We start from the raw sequence: 2,279 nt of genomic DNA on the forward strand, positions 1-2,279 counted from the left end.
CGATGTCGTGCCGGGTGCCGTAGCCGCACGCGCCGGTCTTGTCCCCGACCTCCCAGCCCTCCGGGGCCCCGGCCCGGATCAGGTCGTCGCCGGTGGTGTTGGCGCGCAGCATGCCGACGAGGACGTCCCGCCGGTCCTCGGGAAGGACCTCGCCCAGGGCGAACGCGCGCAGGCTCGTGGCCAACGCGCGCGGGGTGCTGCTGTCGCGGACGTCGCCCGGAACCGCCTCCGCCATCCCCGGCGCGAACCGGTCCACCCGGGTGACCTCGTCACCGATCCCGCGCAGGGCCTCGGTCAGCCCCTCCGGCCCGCCGAGCTCCCTCAGGAGCAGGTTGGCGGCGGTGTTGTCGCTGTGGCGCAGTGCGGCGTCGCCGAGTTCGCGCAGCGTCATACCCGTGGACACGCGCTCTTGTGCGATGGGGGAGTGGAAGACCAGATCGGCCCCGGAGAAGGTGACCACCCGGTCGAGCCCGTCGACGGGGGTCCGGTCGAGCACGGCGCCGAAGGCCAGCACCTTGTAGGTGGAGCAGTGGGCGAACCGCTCGTCGGCCTGGAACTCGACCGTCCGTCCCGTGCCGGTGTCGAGGGCGTGGACGCCGAGCCGGACGCCGAACTCCTCCTCAAGACGCGTGAACTCCGCGTCCATCCGGAGGGGGGCGGGCGGCGTGACGGGCCGGGAGGTTTCGACGGTCCCGGTCGGTGACGGCGGAGCGGCGGGAGCGGTCGTGCCGTCGGGGGACGAGCAGCCGGTGGGGGAGATCAGCACGACCGACAGCAGTGCGGCCGACGCGACGCGTCGAGTCGTGGACCACGGCACCGTGAAGCACCCTCTCTCCGTACGGGAACACTGACTCCCAGAAGTCTCGCGGCCGCTGGGCGCGCTGTCGACGAAGCCGACGGCACGGCGTGTACGCCCCCCCGAGCCCGCTCACCCCTGCTGAGGTCCCACCCGTCGGGGTCGGTCCCTCCGCGACGACCCGACCGTTCCCGGGGCCGGCGAGGGCGACGCGCGACGGAGCGGCCGTCGAAGCGTCGGTTCGGCAGACGCGTGGGCAAGCCCGGTCCCGGCGGCCGAGTCCACCTTCCAGGCGGCCGGGTTCAGCGCGGCGCGGACCCTCTCCCGGCCCCAGACGGTTCGGCGTTTCGGCAGTGGTGCGTTCTTCCCGTGATCGACCATGGGCCGAAGGTCGCCGCCGCCTGTGGCGGTACGTCGTCACCGGATGGCTGTCGCCGCGTCCGGCGACCCCGCGATACTGGGGCACATGGACGACCTCACGCTCTCGCTCCTGCCCCTCACCACCACCGCCGAGGAGGGTGAACGCGACGCCCGGGTGGCCCTCCTGCCCGTCGGCAGCCTCGAACAGCACGGCCCCCACCTGCCCCTGGTCACCGACACCGTCATCGCCTGCGTCCTGGCCCGGGAACTCGCCCGCCGCCACCCCGTGCGCCTCCTGCCGCCCCTGACGATCTCCTGCTCCCACGAGCACGCCGCCTGGCCCGGCACGGTCAGCATCTCCGCGCGCACCCTGCACGCCGTCGTCACCGACATCGCCGCCTCCCTCGGCGACACCCGACTGGTCCTGGTCAACGGGCACGGCGGCAACCACGTCCTGGCCAACGTCGTCCAGGAGTCCCGCGGCGCCATGGCCCTCTTCCCCCAGGCGCACGAGTGGGAGGCGGCACGCGAGGCCGCCGGGATGAGCACCGACAACGACACGGACATGCACGCGGGGGAGCTGGAGACCTCGGTCCTGCTGCACACCTACCCCGAACTGGTCCGCCCCGGCCGCGCCGACCACGTCACCGGGCCGCGTGACCACATGCCGACCCTGGGTCTGGCGCCCTACACCCCCACCGGTGTGGTCGGCCGTCCCTCACTGGCCACGGCCGACAAGGGCCGCCGGCTCCTCGCCGCGCTCACCACGGGCTTCGCCGGACACCTGGACGCCCTGGACGCCGTGGCGGCCCACCAGCCGGACGACGGCCACCACCGCCCCGGGCAGCCCCGCCACCAGCGCGAGCAGCCCGTAGACGACTGACGCCGTCACCCCCAGGTCGGCGCCCAGACCCGCCGCACCGAACGCCAGCGCGGTGACCGCCTCGCGCGGACCCCACCCGCCCACGTTCACCGGCAGGCTCATCGCGATCAGCGACAGCACCACCAGCGGCACCAACGGGAACACCGGCGCCGACACCCCGGCCAGGGAGGCGGCGAAGACGAACAGGGCCACGTGACCGGCCAGCGCCGCCGCGGACAGCCCCGCCACCTCCGCTCCGCG

At 74.2% G+C, this 2,279-nt stretch carries 2 protein-coding genes; one reads left to right on the forward strand and one right to left on the reverse strand.

What is annotated here, in order from left to right; genetic code table 11:
* Positions 1-817, reverse strand: an 817-nt coding sequence (gene bla / locus D471_RS35185) for a class A beta-lactamase (RefSeq protein ID WP_017600115.1), incomplete at its 3' end; no start/stop codon positions are given.
* Between the two features lie 445 nt (positions 818-1,262).
* Here bla and D471_RS0119260 point away from each other — a divergent pair.
* Complete coding sequence (locus D471_RS0119260) at positions 1,263-2,039, forward strand: creatininase family protein (protein ID WP_040690374.1); 777 nt, start codon at positions 1,263-1,265, stop codon at positions 2,037-2,039.
* The last annotated feature ends 240 nt before the right edge of the window (positions 2,040-2,279 follow it).

Origin of the sequence: Nocardiopsis lucentensis DSM 44048, from assembly GCF_000341125.1 — a bacterium.
GTDB lineage: Bacteria > Actinomycetota > Actinomycetes > Streptosporangiales > Streptosporangiaceae > Nocardiopsis > Nocardiopsis lucentensis.

Excerpts from the sequence above, each read along its gene's own strand:
- D471_RS0119260 (WP_040690374.1), top strand. The coding sequence starts at position 1,263 with ATGGACGACCTCACGCTCTCGCTCCTGCCCCTCACCACCACCGCCGAG.